The organism is Acinetobacter sp. SH024 (assembly GCF_000163635.1).
Lineage (GTDB): Bacteria > Pseudomonadota > Gammaproteobacteria > Pseudomonadales > Moraxellaceae > Acinetobacter > Acinetobacter pittii.
In genome coordinates, this window is record NZ_GG753602.1 from 39,955 (window position 1) to 56,707 (window position 16,753).

Sequence of the window (16,753 nt, forward strand, 5' to 3'; positions counted from 1 at the left end):
GCTTCTCCTTTGTTCAACAGTATTTACATTTTAGCGCGTTATAATTTAAAGGTCCGCGGTTCTATACCCAAACGGCGATACATTTTAAATTTTTCTCGGCCAATTTGCTTGGCTGTTTCATTATTTTCAACAATTTCTATAATGTGGCTAAAATGATCAACTTGTTCAAGTGCATGATTGTTAAAATTAAATACTAACAAGCCTTGTTCAAGCGGTTGTTTAGCCGAAATACATACAGCAGCTTCAGCTTGGTCAATGCCATGCGCAATGAAACTTGCAGGGTCGAAATCCCATAATCTTTCATCAAGAGTTTGTTGTAGCTGCACATCTGGGCAATACCACCAGATTTTAGGATGCTTCTGCAAAATCTTTCGGCATAAACGGCAAGCACTATCGACTTGCCGTTCTTCACTGGTTTCAAACAGATAAAAATTAACTTTAGCCATTCGTATTTACACGATTCGCTAAAAATTGCATGAGTAATGGTACTGGGCGACCTGTTGCACCTTTAGCTGGACCAGATAACCATGCTGTTCCTGCTACATCTAAATGAGCCCAACGGTACTCACGTGTAAAGCGCTCAAGGAAACATGCTGCCGTAATTGCACCGCCGTATGGACCGCCAATATTTGCAATATCAGCAAATGGTGAATCAAGTAATTCCTGATAATCCTCAATCACTGGCATACGCCATACACGGTCAAATGATTGCTCACCCGCTTGTTGAAGTTCAGCTGCTAAAGCATCATCTGGTGAGAACAAACCACTCAGTACTTTACCTAAAGCGACTACACATGCACCAGTTAATGTTGCGATATCAACCACAACTGCTGGATTGAAGCGTTTGATATAGGTCAATGTGTCGCACAGTACCAAACGACCTTCTGCATCGGTATTTAAAATTTCAACTGTTTGTCCGCTCATGGTTGTCACAATATCACCTGGGCGAGTTGCTTTACCTGATGGCATGTTTTCTGCAGCTGCAATTGCTCCAACGACATGAATAGGAAGTCTTGCCTCGCATAGCGCGCGAATAGTACCTAGTACAGAGGCTGCACCGCACATATCGAACTTCATTTCATCCATGCCTAGGCCTGGTTTTAAAGAAATACCGCCTGTATCAAAAGTAACGCCTTTACCAACAAGCACAACAGGCGCTTGATCGATTCCAGCTTGGTATTCGAGTGTTACGATACGACCCGGACGTTCAGATCCTTTGCTGACTGCAAGAAAAGCATACATACCTAAATCAGCCATTTGCTGTTCATTTAAGACAGTTACTTTGAGTAAGTCAGGGAATTCTGCAGCTAAAGCTAATGCTTGTTCTGCCAAATATTCAGGGAAGCAAATGTTACCTGGACGGTTTCCAAGGTCACGTGCATACGACTGACCAGATTGTACGGCATGCACTAAAGCCAGTTGTTTTTCATCGAGGCTCGTTGTTGAACTAATTAAATCAACCTGTTGTAACACAAATTCATTTTTTTTCGATTTAAACTCATCATAACCATAAGCTGCTTGAGTTAAGCTTAAAGCGAATAAATAATGGTATTCGACAGGTAACGCAGCAATATCAATTGCGATATGCTTAAATTTATTTTGTGTCGATTTGATAATGGTTTGGGCAAGTTTAGCGAGCTTAACCGCATGAAGTTCGGCTGTTTTTCCTAAGCCAAGTAATTGGCTATGAGGTTGATTTGAAACTTGCCCGAATAAAGGCAGAGTTTCATTGAAGTTGCCTTTGAATTGGGTGGCAGTAAGAACGCTTTCTAGGTTATTGATTTGATATGTGTTGATGTTGCTTTGTAGCTGTTCTGAATCAACTAAAACCCACAAAGATTCATTAGATGTCTGTTCGGGAAAAGTTGTATAAGTTGTAAATTTCATGGCTGCCGTGATTGCCTATAGAAAGTTATGTTGGATTAAAACATTGAAACACTTTCAAGCATAGCGTTGCAATGTGCGGTTTTATATTTTTAACATTCGGGTAAACTAGCACACGTCCCGATTAGCCTTTTGGAAGTATTACTTTGATTATTCGGCGTTATCTCGTCAAGCAAGTTGTCTCTACCTCATTGGTGGTCATTTCTTTACTGACCTTAATCATGATGGGTGGTCGTCTGATCAAATACTTTGGTGTGGCGGCGCAGGGGCGTTTAGATGCCAGTATCTTATTTAGCATCATTGGATATCGTTTACCTGAATTTCTAACACTCATTTTACCATTGGGTTTTTTCATTGGTTTAATGTTGGTGTTTGGTCGTTTATATGTTGACCATGAAATGGCTGTATTAAATGGTAGTGGTGTAAGCCGTCATCAATTAGCACGATTACTCATTCCAATGACGCTTGTTTATATGGTTTTTCAGTCTGTGCTTATGCTCTGGATGACGCCGTGGGGACTACGTGAGTTTGAAAAACTGACAACAACACAAGCTGTTCGGACAGGTTTCGATTTGGTTCGACCAAGAGAGTTTATTTCCTCTGGGCCATATACGATCTATGCAGGTTCATTGTCAGAAGACCGAAAGAATTTGAAGGATATTTTCTTTTATCAACGCGCTGCTAAAGAAGATAAGCCAGATGTTATGATTTTGGCAAAGGAAGCGACTCGTGTAGAAGTTGCAAATGATACCGCCAATGTCGTTGATCTGGTACAAGGTCGTCGCTATGAAATATTCCCGGGACAACCAAAATATACACAAGCAGAGTTTCAGTCTTATCGTCTACGTTTAGAAAATGACAAAGATGTTAAGTTTGAGAGTGGCGATGTAGAAGCACTATCAACAACAAAACTCTTTTCAAAAACGAATGATCCAGTCATCAGAAGTGAGTTGGGATGGCGTTTATTTGGGCCATTCACGATTGTTATTGCGTTAATGCTATCAGTGGCATTGTCTGAGGTGAGTCCACGACAGGGCCGTTATTACCGTCTTATTCCGGCGATTTTTATTTTTTCCAGTCTGATCGTATTAATGATTGCAATCAAGACTCGTATTAGTAAAGAAGAACTCGATATTTGGGCTTATCCTGCCGTGTTGGTTGTGTATGGCGTTGCTGCTGCCTTATTCTCACGAAAGCAGAAGTTGGGACCAAAAATCAAGAAACAGATCAAGCGAGTGAAATTATAATGTTAGCACGTCGAATAGTCGCCAAATATGTGACGAAAACCACTGCGCTTGCGATGTTTGGCACCACAGTTGTTTTGTCCATTCTTCAGGTCTTATTTACATATCTTGGCGAGTTGGGTGAGCTCAAACCAGACTATAACGCATGGCAAGCTCTCGTCTATGTTTTGTGGGGAGCTCCTCGCTATCTCTATGAAATTTTACCTATCTCTGCCTTGATTGGTGCTGTGATTGGACTAGGCTCATTGGCAACGAGTAGTGAACTCATTGTTATGCGTTCAGTGGGTGTTAGCTTATGGCGTATTGTTGGTTGGGTTATGCGCTCAGCTTTACTGCTTATTATTTTGTCGTTTGCTTTAAGTGAATGGGTTATTCCTTATACCAATGAAAAAGCACAAAGTGTTAAAAGCCATCGTTCAGTAGCTGCTTTAGGTGAAGTTAAAGGCTATTGGTCACGTGAAGGGCAGCGATTTATCTATATCGACTATGCTAACTCTCAAGGCAATTTAAGAGACATTCAAGTGGTCGACTTTGACCAGAACTATTACTTGCAATCATTAATTAATGCTCAGCAAGGACAGTTTATTAAAAATGGTCAATGGGCTTTGAAAAAAGCTGAACAAATGGACATTTTGGCGGCAGGCAATGCCATCAAAACTGACCATGAAGAACAATCACTTGCTTTAGCATTACAGCCTAAATATGTGCATATGGTGACTTTAGATCCTGAAGATTTATCGCCAAGCCAACTGATTAGCTTTATGCGTTATATGGATGAATATAGTCAGGTACCAAAGACTTACCAATTAGCTTTCTGGCAAAAAGTTGCTTCGCCATTTTCACTCATTGCATTAGTTCTAGTGGCGTGTTCTTTTATTTTTGGACCGTTACGCCAACAATCAATGGGTTTCCGTTTGGTGATCGCATTGTTTATTGGTTTGAGTTTCTATTATTTGCAAGATTTCTTGGGTTATGCGAGCTTGGTTTATTCCCCATCTCCAGCATGGTTCGTACTTGTGCCTATCTTGCTAATGTTTGGTGCCGGAAGTTATTTGCTTTACCGCGCTCGCTAGAAATAAGTGATATTTATGGTTTTCATCAATCGCGGATATTGGTGAAAGCCATAGGAATAAATAGAGTCTTGACCGAAAATTCGGTAAGATATTGTGACGAAATTGTAGACAAAAGAGAAATTGATTATGACGGATGCAACTGCTGGCAAGATCCCTCACGTTCTGGTCATTATGGATGGTGTTGGACACCGTGAAGCGATTGAAGATAATGCTTTTCTTGCAGCAAAAACACCAAATTTGGCGGCAATGAAAGCCAAGCATCCGAATAGTCTAATTTCTGGTTCAGGTGAAGATGTTGGATTGCCTGATGGGCAAATGGGGAACTCTGAAGTCGGCCATATGAATCTTGGCGCTGGCCGTGTGTTATATCAAGATTTTACCCGCATTACTAAAGATATCCGTACTGGTGACTTCTTTAAACATGAAGTGTTGATCGACGCTGTTGAAAAAGCCAAAGCTGCTGGCGGTGCTGTCCATATCATGGGGCTACTTTCAGAAGGTGGCGTCCATTCACATGAAGATCATATTGTGGCGATGTGTGAACTTGCATTAAAACGCGGTGCAAAAGTTTATTTGCATGCTTTCCTTGATGGTCGTGATACACCTCCACGTAGTGCTCAGCCGTCTTTAGAAAAATTAGATGCATTATTTGCTCAATATCCGGGCCAAGGCCGTATCGCAACCATGATTGGTCGCTACTTTGCAATGGACCGTGACAACCGTTGGGATCGCGTTGAGCAAGCTTATCGCTTGTTGACCGAAGGTGAAGCACTTCGTACTGCGCAAACAGCGGTTGAAGGGTTGGAATTGGCTTATGCAGCCAACGAAAATGATGAGTTTGTAAAAGCGACTCGTATTAGTGATATTGCTAAAGTTCAAGATGGTGATAGCGTTGTATTTATGAATTTCCGTGCTGACCGAGCTCGTGAAATTACTCGCGCATTTGTAGAGAAAGACTTTGCTGGTTTTGAACGTAAAGTTGTACCGAATCTTTCTAAATTTGTGATGTTAACGCGTTATCAGGCAAGCATTGATGCACCAGTTGCATATATGCCAGAAGCCCTTAAAAATTCATTGGGTGAGTATTTATCTTCTTTAGGTAAAACCCAGTTACGTATTGCTGAAACTGAAAAGTATGCGCATGTGACATTCTTCTTTAGTGGTGGCCGTGAAGATGAATATCCGGGTGAGAAACGTATTTTAATTCCGTCTCCAAACGTGGCGACATATGACCTTAAGCCTGAAATGAGTGCTTATGAAGTCACTGATGAGTTGGTTAAGGCAATTAATTCAGGTGAATACGACTTATTGGTTGTGAACTATGCAAATGGTGATATGGTCGGTCATACAGGTGTATTTGATGCTGCGGTTAAAGCAGTTGAAGCGGTTGATACTTGTTTAGGTCGTGTCTATGAGGCAGTTATGGCGAAAAAAGGCCATATGCTCATTACTGCTGACCATGGTAACGTTGAACAAATGCAAGACTATGAAAGTGGGCAAGTGCATACTCAACATACAACCGAGCTTGTGCCGTTTATCTATGTTGGTCCAACACAAGCAACAATTGCAGAAGGTGGTGTGCTTGCAGACGTAGCACCGACAATTCTCAATTTAATGCAGATTCCTGTTCCTGCCGAAATGCAAGGACGTAATCTGATTACACTATCTGCATAAGTTAAAGGTGATTGGATGCTGCAACACATTAAATATAAAAAACTTATTGTAAGTATGTTGCTGTGTTGCAGCCAATTTACCTTTGCAGCGCCAGTTGTAAAAGAAAAAATGTCACCTTTGCATTCGGATTCGGAAGAACCGGAACATAGCTATGCAGAGGTGCCGATCGAGTCGATTCAACAGTTTGTGCAAATCTATGGAATTGTTCGAGATAACTACGTTGATGTGAAATCTGACGATGCCTTGTTTCAACAAGCCATAAAAGGGTTAGTGAGTGGGTTAGATCGTTATTCGCGTTATTTATCGGCAGAAGAATATCGCCAACTGATTCAATACACAGAGGGTGATCTTGCATCAGTTGATTTTGCATTAAGCCCTGAATCACATGCTCATAAATGGATGATTCGTGATCTTAAAACCGGTTCTGATTCCTATAAATTAGGTTTGAGAAATGGTCAGACGATTCTCAAAATTGATAACCAAGATTTAAAAAATTTAAACCAAGATCAGGTGCTTGGACTACTTTACGGTTCTATAGGAAGTACACTTCAAGTACAAGCAGAAGAGCTAAACGGAAACATTAACTTAGTCCGTAATAAAAAAATAGAAACCGATATAGAACCTGTAATGTTACATAATCAGGTGCTCGTACTCAAAATTAGAGTATTCCAACAAGACACTGCTAATGAAATTAAAAGATTAATTGAAGAAAACAGTTCTCCACGTTTAAAGGCTGTTTTAATCGATTTGCGAAACAATCCGGGTGGGTTGTTATCGGCAGCAGTTGAGTCAGCAGATTTATTTTTAAATAACGGAATTATTGTTTCGACCAAAAGCCGTTCGGAAGGTAACCAGCAGTTTCAAGCTTTGCCCGGTAATGAATTCCAGAATATAAAACTGGGTATATTAATTAATCACCGCTCTGCATCGGCGGCAGAAGTTTTTACTGCGGCCATGAAAGAACACCAGCGTGCTTGGGTGATGGGTGAAAAAAGTTATGGAAAAGGTGTAGTACAAAAGCTATTTCCTTTGCCAAGTGGGGCGGCTCTACAGATGACGGTCTCTCATTACTACACGCCAAATGGCAATATGATTGAAGGTCAGGGTATTCAACCTAACCAGACCTATCCATTACCTGCAGAAATGAAAGAAGACGTATATTTAGAGCGCGTTGCAGATTTATTCCTAAAGAGGAAGTAATTTTTATACTTCCTCTCCCATTTCAGTATCTAAGCCAAACTTTTTTAGTCGATAGCGTAAAGAACGGAATGTCATTCCTAACTTTTTAGCCGCTAAAGTTCGATTCCAATGCGTCATGTTCAGAGCATTCAGTAAAATATCTTTTTCGATATTTTCTAAGTAGCGTTCTAAACCTTCCATTGGAAATTTTGGGTGAGTCTGAACAGCCGGTGTTTGATTTAGTTGTTTCGTTACGATTTGCGGGCTCACGCTACTGCCTCTAAGAGGAGGCGCTAAGTGTGTTAAATCAATGGACTCATCATCACTTAAAGTAATAGCCCGTTCAATCATATTTCTTAATTCACGAACATTACCCGGGAAGTCTTGCTGCAATAAGTAAGTCTCAGCGCTCGCCGTTAATTGCTTGCTTGAAATTCCCCATTCCGTACAAACCTTTTGAATAAAATGATTGGCCAATAGCAAAATATCTCCACCACGGTCACGTAGTGGCGGCAACATAATATCCATAACATGAATACGGAAAAATAAGTCCTGACGGAATTTACCTTGTTGAACTAATAAATCTAAGTCTTGGTGACTGGCACTGATTACTCGAAAATCAACATCAATTTCCTGATCTGAACCTACAGGGCGAATCTTTTTCTCTTGTACTGCCCGAAGCAATTTAACTTGCATACTTAAAGGCAATTCGGCAATTTCATCTAAAAATAAACTGCCACCGTGTGCTGATAAAATAAGACCTTGTTTATCTTGAGTCGCGCCAGTAAAGCTCCCTTTTTTATGCCCGAAAAGTTCACTTTCCATGAGCTCAGTTGGGATTGCTCCACAGTTAATTGCAATAAATGGTCCTTCACTGCGGTTGCTTAATCGGTGAATCAGATTAGCAACAACTTCTTTACCCGTACCAGACTCGCCTGTAACAAATACAGGAGCTTGGGAGCGGGCTATTTTTTTAATAGCTGTCCGTAAGTTTTGTATAGGTGGTGAACGCCCAATTAATAAGTCATTTTCTAATGTTGTTTCACCGAACTCATGCTCTGGTTTTGGCTGGTTGAGCGCCTTTTTTAACAATTGATCTAAGTGAATTTGGTTAATAGGTTTGCTGACAAAATCAAAAGCTCCCGCTTTTAATGCTGCAATTGCAATATCCATATTGCCGTATGCAGTTAAGACTGCAATGGGAGTGTATGGGTAAGTTTGAGAAACATGTTGAACCAATTCTAAACCACTACCGTCAGGTAGATTTAAATCGGTCAAGCATGCATCGTAATGAAACTGAGTAAAAAGCTGTTTGGCCTGTTCAACCCGATAAGCAAGATGTGTCTTAATCCCCATTCGTGCAAGAGTCATTTGCATTAACAGGCACAAATCTTCTTCATCGTCTACAAGCAAAACGAGTGGTTGCTGTTCTGCCATTTCCCCAAAAACCTAATAAAAAATCAATATATTATTGGGCATTCTATTCTGAAGCATGCCCCTTGTTTTTGCTCTACATAAGTGAGCTTTGCATGGTTTGCCTCACAAAAACTATGAGACAAATATAATCCTAAACCAGTTCCATTAATTTCGGTACTAAAAAATGGTTTAAATAATTGAGATATATCACGTTTTGAAACACCTTCACCGTAATCGATCACATCAATATAAATTTTATTTGTTTGTGAATGGATATTGATCAGAACATAGGGAGAGTCGGGTGCATTGTGGCGTAGAGCATTCCTAACAAGGTTAATGAGGACTTGTCTGAGTTGCTTTTCATCAAACAATAGCTTTAAGGATAAATCAGAACTTTTAAGCTGGATCGTATGTTTAACATCAGATAAATCTTCATCTAATAACGTTTTTATGAAGTCGTTTAATTCGATCTGGATTGGGTGCGTTCTTTCACTGCGGGCAAGTCCTAAGGTGTCTTGAACAATACTATCAATGCGTTTCGTTTGCTTACCAATCATATTGCGCAAAGTGTTTTGCTGTTCCGCATTACTATCTTTGAGTAATTCATTTGCTTGAACAATGGCCGCAAGAGGATTACGGATCTCATGGGCAATACTTGCTGAGAGTTGTCCTAAAGCGGCAAGTTTGAGTTGTTGAGCTTGCTGATTAATCTGCTGCGCATCTTGTAAGATGAGTAGTGTTAATGTTTGCTGTGGCACCAAAAGATGTTGCACTTTAATATTAATAGAATAAGCCGACAGTCGGGACTCAAAAATAAATCGATCACCTTCTTTTAGGTTATCAAACTTAAGAATTTCAAATAAGTCAGCATGCCATTTTGCTAAAGAATATTTTTCACTGGCAAATTGAGGTGGAATTCCTAAAAGAGAGCAGGCGGCTGGGTTACTTAAAACAATGTCATAGTTTTCATCTAGAACTAAATAGCCCTCTTCAATTTGTTCCAAGATATAACGGTTAATATTTTGTAGTTGATAGAGTTCTATTGATTGATGGAAAGTTAGTGCTTCAAGTAATTTAAAGCGCTGGACCGCAATTTGTCCGATTCCATGTACTACAAAAAACAAGAAGGCCAATAAGGCGCTATTACCAATCGTATTTAAATTATTGTAGTCAAATAAACTGCCAACGAAGCGTTGATAAATAACCGCAATGACTGCAAGTAATGTTATGAGCAAAGACATTCTTGCGCTAAGTAAAATGGCCGAAGTAAATATGGCAATCACATAGAGCAAGCTGAGTTGAAGATTTGGTTCACCTACAGAAAATGTAAGTAAACTCAGACAGATAATATCAACTACAAAAAATAAAATGAGCTGCCTTGTTGCCTGAGTTGAAATAAACTTAAAACATAAAAGTTGAAGAAGGCTTAAGAGCGAATAGCCGAGTAGTGTGTAAGAATATAAAGTGGGTTGTTGTAGACTATTGTCGATTTGAGCATCGGTTAAAACCAAAATAATATTCAGGCTAACCGCAATAATAAGGCGATATAAACCATACCACGTGCCCAAACGAAATATCGTATGGGACAAGGATGAGTTTACGGGAAATTGCATGTAAGTCTGATTAAGGTTTGATCAGACCGTAACGAATCGCGAGATGAGTTAGCTTAACATCACTATCAATGGCTAGCTTTTCAAAAATACGGTAGCGGTAAGTATTCACTGTTTTGACACTTACAAAAAGTTTGTCTGCAATTTCTTGAGCGCTAATACAATTTACAACCATCATTGCAACTTGCATTTCTCGTTCAGAGAGAGAATCAAAAGGTGATTGCTGTGTATCGGATAAATAAGAACTTGCTAATTGCTCCGCAATATCGGCACTAAAGTATTTGCCACCTTGCATCACTTTATTAATCGCCCGAACCATTTCGGTAATTGGAGCACCTTTGGTGATGTAACCTTTAGCTCCTGCTTTAAGCAAAAGAGAAGGGTAAGGTTCTTCTACTAAGCCACTGACTGCAATCACTTTTGTATCTGGTGCGGTTTGTAGTAAACGGCGGGTTGTTTCTACGCCACCGATGCCAGGCATGTTGACATCAAGTAGAACAACTTGAGGATGTTTCTGACGAACAATAGCAATTGCTTCTTCACCCGATTCGGCTTGTCCAATGACCTCTACATCGGCATGATCTTCTAACATACGGCAGATACCTGTACGTACAAGTTCATGGTCATCCACAACTAAAACTGTAATCAAGAAGACCTCCTTTCTTTCAAAAAACAAGTTTTTTGTTACATAAAGCAAAATTAGCTTGCAATGGAATGACAAAATTAGCAATCCTATTCTTATATAGTGAGCGAATAGTTGTGCACAATTGTGTCGGTAAAAGCGTTATACCTTATCCCTCAAATGTAAGGCATAATTATAGTAAGCGCAAATGTGTATCACCCTGAGTCGAGTATTGTGCCGTGAAAAATTCTAAAAAGTCTTTAATGCATGTGCTAAGCATGTCTATTTTGCTTAGTTTGAGTTCAACAAGCTTTGCAGAACTCGTCAATAACCCGTCCTCAGGGAATAGTGGTACTGCAAGCTTAAATTGGTCAGCAGCGGATGCTAGTCAACTTTTAAATGATGAAGATGATGAACCAACTCCGCAAGGTTCAACATCTGTAACTACAACTTTGCGTGGCAGTAATGCGCCAAAAGTTATTAGCTCTACACCTAGAGTTGCTCCAATCCGTGATACGTCTGGTTACAATGCCCAGCCGAGTGTAAGTGCTCGAGCTGCACTTGTGATGGACGCGCAAACTGGTGAAGTGCTCTACAGTAAAAATACCAACGCTTCTGTACCAATTGCATCTATTACAAAAGTGATGACAGCGGTTGTAACGGCGGATGCCCGTTTAAACATGTCTGAAGAAATTACACTCGAGCAAATTGACTTTGCTGGTGCTGGTGGGAAAAATTCTAGCTCTACCTTACGTGTTGGCGACAAGATGAACCGTGCAGAAGTTCTTTTGTTTGCTTTAATGAAATCTGAGAACCCTGCAGCGGCTGCCTTAGCACGTACTTATCCAGGTGGTCGCCCTGCATTCGTAGCTGCAATGAATGCTAAAGCTCGTGCTTTGGGTATGAATTCGACTCACTATTATGAGTCAACTGGTTTAGATCCGCGTAATGTGTCTTCAGCACGTGACTTAGGAATTTTGGTAAGTACAGCTTCTCAATATGGCTTGATTCGTCAATTCTCAACCACACCGACTTATGATTTTAACTTGGGTTATCGCGTGTTGAAATCTAATAATACCAATGCTCTAGTGCGTAATGGTGGTTGGAATATTAACTTGTCTAAAACTGGATATATTAATGAAGCAGGTCGCTGTGTTGTAATGCACACGACTGTAAACTCACGTCCGGCAGTCATTGTATTACTGGGTGAACCAAGTACACAGGCACGTAATAATGATGCAACTAACTTATTGGGTTGGTTAAGTAATTTACCAAAACGTATTTAAATTCAATATTCTAAAAACGCTTCTATCAAGAAGCGTTTTTTTATAGCTATAAAAAAAGACATAAAAAAAACGGCTGTTTAAGACAGCCGTTTTTGAAAAATCAGATCTTACATATTAGATAAAATCGAATCTTTTACTTGGTCCATTGTTGCATCAATTGACAACATAACTGCATCAGCACATTGTTTGATTGCAGTGTCAGGATCTTTCAAGCCATTACCAGTTACTGTACATACAATTACAGAACCTTCAGCAATTTTACCCGCTTTAATATCACGAATCGCACCGCCGATAGAAGCAGCAGACGCTGGCTCAACAAATACACCTTCATACATAGAAAGTAAGCGTTGAGCTTCTAAAATTTCGCTGTCTTGAAGTTCATCAAACCAGCCTTTAGAGTCACGTACTACAGCTTTTGCATGGTTCCAGCTCTGTGGATTACCAATACGGATTGCAGTTGCAACAGTTTCAGGGCTTTCAACTGGAGCGCCACGTAAGAATGGAGCTGCGCCAGAAGCTTGGTAACCTACCATAGTTGGTAAACCTTCTGGTTTTGGACCAGTGAATTGATCAGTAGCAGCATCATAAATCACTTGTTCAAACTGATCAGCAGGCTGGTTTGCTACAGCTTCTGTATAGCCCATCCAGTGAGCTGTGATGTTACCTGCGTTACCTACAGGTAAGCAGTGGTAATCAGGTGCACGGCCTAAAGCTTCAACGATTTCATAAGCAATAGTCTTTTGACCTTGCAAACGGTAAGGGTTGATTGAGTTTACAATCGTTACAGGCGCTTGATCAGCGACTTCTTTTACAAGACGCATACCATCATCAAAGTTACCACGAATTTGCATAGTGATCGCACCATACATCATCGCTTGTGCCATTTTACCCATCGCAATTTTGCCTTCTGGAATCAAAACAAATGCTTTGATACCTGCACGTGCAGCATAGGCAGCAGCAGCAGCAGAAGTGTTACCAGTAGATGCACAGATAATCGCTTTAGAGCCTTCTTCAACCGCTTTGGTTACAGCCATGGTCATACCACGGTCTTTAAATGAACCAGTTGGGTTTAAGCCCTCGTATTTCACATAAATTTCAACATCTTTGCCAATAATACGTGGAATATTCTCAAGTTTAATGAGTGGGGTGTTGCCTTCACCCAGAGAGATAGCACGAGTAGTTGCCGAAACTGGCAAACGGTCACGATAACGATCTACAAGACCAGTATAACGATTGGCATTAGACATGATGGTGTTCCAATTAGAGGTGAAGCGGGAGAGGGAATCTTTCCCTCAACCTGATTAACTATCGAGCGATTCTAAACGAATTCTTACGATTTCGCCACGAATTGCAGGTAATGCTTGAATTTGTGCAAGAGCATCATCCATTTTTGATTCAACGATTGGATCGGTCAGAATCACGATTGGAATAAGGTCTTTTAAACGAGATTGTTGCATGATCGCATCAATACTAATTCCAGCGCGACTTAAGATGGTAGTTACATCTGCAAGTACGCCAGTTTGGTCTTCTGCATTTAAGCGGATGTAATAACCTGTGGTCATTTCTTCACGGCTTAAAATTGGCACATTGGTTAATGCTTCAAAAGCCAACTGAGGAATTGTGCCTGCACCGTCTTCGGTATAAGAGATGTCACGGACAATATCAATAACATCAGCAACAACCGCAGAAGCTGTAGGACCTGCGCCTGCACCCGCGCCGTAATAGAGTGTTGGACCTACGGCATTTGCCTGAACTAAAACAGCATTTTTAACGCCGTTTACATTCGCAATCAGCTGTTCATCTGGAATGAGTGTTGGGTGAACACGTAACTCAATACCTTTTTCAGCACGACGTGCAATACCGAGATGTTTAATGCGGAAACCAAGATCTTCTGCATATTTCACATCTTGTGCAGTGATTTTGCTGATACCTTCGGTATAAACCTTATCAAATTGAAGAGGAATACCAAACGCACAAGACGCTAAAATGGTAAGTTTATGCGCAGCATCGATACCTTCAACGTCAAAAGTTGGGTCTGCTTCTGCATAACCGAGTTCTTGAGCTTCTTTTAATACATCATCAAATGCACGACCTTTCTCACGCATTTCAGTCAGAATAAAGTTACCTGTACCATTAATAATACCTGCCAACCATTCGATATGGTTTGCAGCAAGACCTTCACGGATCACTTTAATAATTGGAATACCGCCAGCAACTGCTGCTTCATAAGCAATTTGCACAGCATTGTCTTCTGCTGCTTTAAATAATTCATTGCCATGTTCAGCGAGTAACGCTTTGTTTGCAGTCACGACTTGTTTGCCGTGTTTGATCGCTTCCATGATAACTTCGTAAGCAGGGTGGATCCCACCCATAACTTCTACAACTACATCAACGTCTGGTTGACGAACGATGTCAAGTAAATCGGCGCTTTGTTTAATCCCTTCCAATTCAAGATCTGGACGAGGGCGGCGTGTTCCAACGTGGGTAATTTGAATTTCTCGACCGGTGCGACGTTTAATTTCAGCGGCATTTTCTTGTAGTAGTTTAAGGGCTCCTCCACCTACGGTTCCTAGACCGAGTATTGCCAGGCGAACTGGTTTCACGTCACACTCCATTCATCATTTAATCATTTAGTTGAAGCTAGATCATAGCTAAAAAAAACGCCAGACTCTAGCGCTTTTAGTGCTTGTTCAATGAATTAGAGTGCGATGTTTGGAAAAGAAGAGTAGATCAGTCTTTAAACAGAGGTTGTTTAAATATTAATTATTGAAAAAACAAAGCGCTGCAATCAGAGCAGCGCTTTTTAAAAGAGATAGATGATTAATCATTCACCAGCTTAAAGGATGTTATTTATCCAGACGTTTAATTAATTCATCCGGTGTTAGGTATCCACCTAAGTACTCGCCATCAACATTGTAAATAGCTGGTGTTCCATTTACACCCATGTTTAAGCCAAGTTGATATTGTTCTCGAACAGGGCTTTTGCATTGAGCAGGTGGGATATTAATACCTTGTACTGCTTGATTAAATGCAGCTTTACGGTCTGCACTACACCATACAGCCTCCATAGTCGGCATAAACTGTTCACCGCGTGGCCAAGCGATATAGCGTACCTCAATACCTTTTTCATTAATTTCAGGTAAATGCTCATGTAATTTATGGCAATAAGGACAGCTTGCATCGGTAAACACATAAATCACATGTTTAGCCTTACCACCTTTAGCTGGGTAGACAATCAAATCTTCATTTTTTAAAGCAGCAAGATGCTTCTTGTTTTCTGAAGCTTGAAGATTATCGCCAATATTATGCAGTTCTTTACCGCCTAAACGAATGACATCACCTTGAATCAGGTATTTGCCATCACTGGTTGTATAAATCGACGTCATTCCTTCGAGATTTACCCAATATAAGTTAGGCACTTCAGTAGGCTTGATATCTAGAATTTTGGCGTTGATGTTTGCATTCTTAAATTGTTTTTGCAAAGTTTCAATTAAACGCTGTTTAGCATTGCGTTCAATGATGGTTGAAGCTTCCCCAGTAGCAGGTGCGGTCGCAGTGAGCGCATCTTCTTTTTGTGGTTTGTTTTCTTTAGAACAAGCACTGAATAACAGGCTAGAGGCCAACGCACAGGCAAGAAAAAGTTGAGATCGGGTAAAAGACATAGATAACCCTTATTTCATCAGTATTTATAGTCAGAAGCTGCTAAGCATAACAAAAAATCTAGTGTGTATTGTTAAAACTTTCTTAACCTTTGTGAACGAAATCAATTGATTGTTGGGTGTATTTAAAATAATAAGTTTTAAATTTTTTAACCTCTAGGATGATGTTTTTCATGCAATTGTTGCATTCTTACTTGTGCTACATGTGTATAAATTTGAGTAGTTGATAGGTCACTATGGCCCAGTAACATTTGCACTACGCGTAAATCGGCGCCGTGATTAAGCAGGTGTGTTGCAAAGGCGTGACGTAAGGTGTGAGGTGAGAGTTCAGCTTGAATATTGGCTTGAAGCGCGTAACGCTTAATGGCATACCAGAAGTTCTGACGGCTCATAATCCCGCCATGCTGAGTTAAAAAGAGGTAGTCGGTTGAACTTTTATAAAGTTGAGGTCGAGCATCCTGTAAGTAGCGTTCTACCCATTCACAAGCAAATTGCCCTAGCGGGACCAAACGCTCTTTATTACCTTTACCGGTAATTCTTAAATAACCTTGTTTTAAGTTAATAAGCTCTAGGCGTAAGTTCAGCAGTTCTGAAACACGTAAACCACATGCGTAAAGGACTTCAAACATGGCCCGATCACGTAAACCAAGTGCTGTATTAATGTCTGGAGCCTGAATCAGTGCTTCGACATCTTCCTCTGATAAATCTTTGGGTAAGGCTCTGCCAATTTTTGGAGAATGATGGGTTGCTACAGGATTATCGCTTCGTAATTTCTGTTCACGTAAAAATTTGTAAAACTGACGTAGGGCAGATAAGCAGCGGGCAATCGAGCGCGGGCTTTTTCCAACTTTAGTCAACTCAATCAAAACATCAGCGATATTATCACTTGTCCACTCTGGAAGAAGTGATTTTTTATGAAGTTCGCTGCATTGAATAAGGTCAGATAAATAAGCATTACGTGTATGTGGACTTACCGTCTGAGCAACGAGATAGTCACGAAAACCTTGTAAAAAGCTCAAATGTTCAGGAATTTGAACAGGGCTTGGAATACGCGGTTTTTTATTCAACATACACTACATCCTCTAAACCTTTGTACTTTAAAAGAA

The 16,753-nt window shown here is 40.4% G+C and carries 14 protein-coding genes; 5 read left to right on the top strand and 9 right to left on the bottom strand.

Annotated features, from left to right (window positions below; translation table 11 throughout):
* Positions 1-38: 38 nt before the first annotated feature.
* Entirely contained in the window at positions 39-446 is a 408-nt protein-coding gene (locus HMPREF0013_RS16765) for a DNA polymerase III subunit chi (protein ID WP_005804044.1), read from the bottom strand.
* A complete protein-coding gene (locus tag HMPREF0013_RS16770) occupies positions 439-1,887 on the bottom strand; it encodes a leucyl aminopeptidase (protein WP_005804047.1) in 1,449 nt (482 codons plus the stop codon). Before HMPREF0013_RS16770 ends, HMPREF0013_RS16765 begins: the two co-directional genes overlap by 8 nt.
* Before the next feature lie 143 nt (positions 1,888-2,030).
* On the opposite strand from HMPREF0013_RS16770, the gene lptF reads away from it, so the two are divergent.
* The 4 genes from lptF (at position 2,031) to HMPREF0013_RS16790 (ending at position 7,075) form a co-directional block, all read left to right on the top strand.
* Positions 2,031-3,131 carry an LPS export ABC transporter permease LptF gene (gene lptF, locus HMPREF0013_RS16775; RefSeq protein ID WP_002121169.1) on the top strand — a complete coding sequence of 367 codons (1,101 nt, stop codon included), beginning with the start codon at positions 2,031-2,033 and terminating at the stop codon, positions 3,129-3,131.
* The gene (lptG, locus tag HMPREF0013_RS16780; RefSeq protein WP_002121203.1) at positions 3,131-4,201 is read left to right on the top strand and encodes an LPS export ABC transporter permease LptG; all 1,071 of its coding nucleotides are present in this window, start codon (positions 3,131-3,133) and stop codon (positions 4,199-4,201) included. The genes lptF and lptG overlap by 1 nt, the downstream gene beginning before the upstream one ends.
* Positions 4,202-4,327: 126 nt before the next feature.
* A complete protein-coding gene (gene gpmI / locus HMPREF0013_RS16785) occupies positions 4,328-5,875 on the top strand; it encodes a 2,3-bisphosphoglycerate-independent phosphoglycerate mutase (protein ID WP_005804050.1) in 1,548 nt (515 codons plus the stop codon).
* A gap of 15 nt (positions 5,876-5,890) precedes the next feature.
* On the top strand, positions 5,891-7,075 hold the full coding sequence (locus HMPREF0013_RS16790; RefSeq protein WP_002121269.1) for a S41 family peptidase: 1,185 nt from the start codon (positions 5,891-5,893) through the stop codon (positions 7,073-7,075).
* Positions 7,076-7,078: 3 nt separating this feature from the next.
* On the opposite strand, the gene HMPREF0013_RS16795 is transcribed toward HMPREF0013_RS16790, so the two are convergent.
* Genes HMPREF0013_RS16795 through HMPREF0013_RS16805 form a run of 3 tightly spaced genes read right to left on the bottom strand, consistent with a single transcriptional unit; the run spans position 7,079 to position 10,729 of the window.
* Positions 7,079-8,491 carry a sigma-54-dependent transcriptional regulator gene (locus HMPREF0013_RS16795; RefSeq protein WP_005804053.1) on the bottom strand — a complete coding sequence of 471 codons (1,413 nt, stop codon included), beginning with the start codon at positions 8,489-8,491 and terminating at the stop codon, positions 7,079-7,081.
* 23 nt (positions 8,492-8,514) lie between these two features.
* Positions 8,515-10,083, bottom strand: coding sequence for a sensor histidine kinase (locus HMPREF0013_RS16800; RefSeq protein ID WP_005804055.1), 1,569 nt, complete (start codon positions 10,081-10,083; stop codon positions 8,515-8,517).
* A 10-nt stretch (positions 10,084-10,093) separates the two neighbouring features.
* Positions 10,094-10,729 (bottom strand): response regulator, encoded by a 636-nt coding sequence (locus tag HMPREF0013_RS16805; protein ID WP_005804056.1) that lies wholly within the window; start codon positions 10,727-10,729, stop codon positions 10,094-10,096.
* A gap of 212 nt (positions 10,730-10,941) precedes the next feature.
* On the opposite strand from HMPREF0013_RS16805, the gene pbpG reads away from it, so the two are divergent.
* The gene (gene pbpG, locus HMPREF0013_RS16810) at positions 10,942-11,988 is read left to right on the top strand and encodes a D-alanyl-D-alanine endopeptidase PBP7/8 (protein WP_005804058.1); all 1,047 of its coding nucleotides are present in this window, start codon (positions 10,942-10,944) and stop codon (positions 11,986-11,988) included.
* Positions 11,989-12,095: 107 nt separating this feature from the next.
* On the opposite strand, the gene thrC is transcribed toward pbpG, so the two are convergent.
* The 4 genes from thrC to xerD form a co-directional block, all read right to left on the bottom strand.
* On the bottom strand, positions 12,096-13,235 hold the full coding sequence (gene thrC, locus HMPREF0013_RS16815; protein ID WP_002048893.1) for a threonine synthase: 1,140 nt from the start codon (positions 13,233-13,235) through the stop codon (positions 12,096-12,098).
* 54 nt (positions 13,236-13,289) lie between these two features.
* A complete protein-coding gene (locus HMPREF0013_RS16820; protein WP_002121263.1) occupies positions 13,290-14,591 on the bottom strand; it encodes a homoserine dehydrogenase in 1,302 nt (433 codons plus the stop codon).
* 243 nt (positions 14,592-14,834) lie between these two features.
* A complete protein-coding gene (locus HMPREF0013_RS16825; RefSeq protein ID WP_005804062.1) occupies positions 14,835-15,650 on the bottom strand; it encodes a DsbC family protein in 816 nt (271 codons plus the stop codon).
* Positions 15,651-15,796: 146 nt separating this feature from the next.
* Complete coding sequence (xerD, locus tag HMPREF0013_RS16830; protein ID WP_005804064.1) at positions 15,797-16,717, bottom strand: site-specific tyrosine recombinase XerD; 921 nt, start codon at positions 16,715-16,717, stop codon at positions 15,797-15,799.
* Positions 16,718-16,753 lie beyond the last annotated feature (36 nt).

Excerpts from the sequence above, each read along its gene's own strand:
- HMPREF0013_RS16825 (WP_005804062.1), bottom strand. The coding sequence starts at position 15,650 with ATGTCTTTTACCCGATCTCAACTTTTTCTTGCCTGTGCGTTGGCCTCT.
- HMPREF0013_RS16795 (WP_005804053.1), bottom strand. The coding sequence starts at position 8,491 with ATGGCAGAACAGCAACCACTCGTTTTGCTTGTAGACGATGAAGAAGAT.
- gpmI (WP_005804050.1), top strand. The coding sequence starts at position 4,328 with ATGACGGATGCAACTGCTGGCAAGATCCCTCACGTTCTGGTCATTATG.
- xerD (WP_005804064.1), bottom strand. The coding sequence starts at position 16,717 with ATGTTGAATAAAAAACCGCGTATTCCAAGCCCTGTTCAAATTCCTGAA.
- thrC (WP_002048893.1), bottom strand. The coding sequence starts at position 13,235 with ATGTCTAATGCCAATCGTTATACTGGTCTTGTAGATCGTTATCGTGAC.
- HMPREF0013_RS16770 (WP_005804047.1), bottom strand. The coding sequence starts at position 1,887 with ATGAAATTTACAACTTATACAACTTTTCCCGAACAGACATCTAATGAA.
- HMPREF0013_RS16765 (WP_005804044.1), bottom strand. The coding sequence starts at position 446 with ATGGCTAAAGTTAATTTTTATCTGTTTGAAACCAGTGAAGAACGGCAA.
- lptG (WP_002121203.1), top strand. The coding sequence starts at position 3,131 with ATGTTAGCACGTCGAATAGTCGCCAAATATGTGACGAAAACCACTGCG.
- HMPREF0013_RS16800 (WP_005804055.1), bottom strand. The coding sequence starts at position 10,083 with ATGCAATTTCCCGTAAACTCATCCTTGTCCCATACGATATTTCGTTTG.
- HMPREF0013_RS16790 (WP_002121269.1), top strand. The coding sequence starts at position 5,891 with ATGCTGCAACACATTAAATATAAAAAACTTATTGTAAGTATGTTGCTG.